Source organism: uncultured Metabacillus sp., assembly GCF_947503125.1.
GTDB lineage: Bacteria > Bacillota > Bacilli > Bacillales > Bacillaceae > Metabacillus.
This window is the reverse complement of the sequence record NZ_CANNCR010000184.1, coordinates 1-568: the sequence shown is the minus strand read 5'-3', so window position 1 is coordinate 568 and position 568 is coordinate 1. Positions and strand designations below refer to the sequence as shown.

Below are 568 nucleotides of genomic sequence, written 5' to 3'. Positions count from 1 at the left end.
TTGTACCCTCAATTATTAACTTATTTAATGGAATTTATCAAGTATCAAGATCAGGTAATTCGAACATTACTTACTCTTCTTATTGGGAAAAGTATGTTTGAAAAACCTAAAGAAACACCTGTAAATCAACCTTATCGAAAACTCCAGGTGGATGATCTCCCGATCATCGAACCACTTGAAAAACTAAATTATAAGATTCTTTTGAAAGAGTATTTAGACGAACACGGTAAGCCCCTTAAACCTGTTCAAAGACGTTCTAATTCAAAGGCTGTCGTACCTAAATCAATGAACTGTCCAAAGTGTGGTGCTCCCTCTGATTATCTTTATGCCAATAACGGGAATAAAGGTCAGTATCAGTGTAAGGTGTGTTCGTGTCTTTTCAGTGAAAAGAACCGTTTTTCTAAAGAGGCCATTCTAAAGTGTCCTCACTGTTCCAAAACACTTGAGAAGATTAAAGATAGAAAAGATTTTCATGTCTTCAAGTGTAAAAACAATGACTGTTCGTATTATCAAAGAAAACTTCAAACAATGACTAAGAAAGAGAAAGAGCAGTTCCAACAAGATCCTC

Annotated in this window: 1 pseudogene; it reads left to right on the top strand. The window is 35.0% G+C overall.

The features are described from left to right. Positions 1–93: 93 nt before the first annotated feature. Positions 94–568, top strand: a pseudogene (locus Q1B07_RS26745) (transposase); the annotation flags it as partial.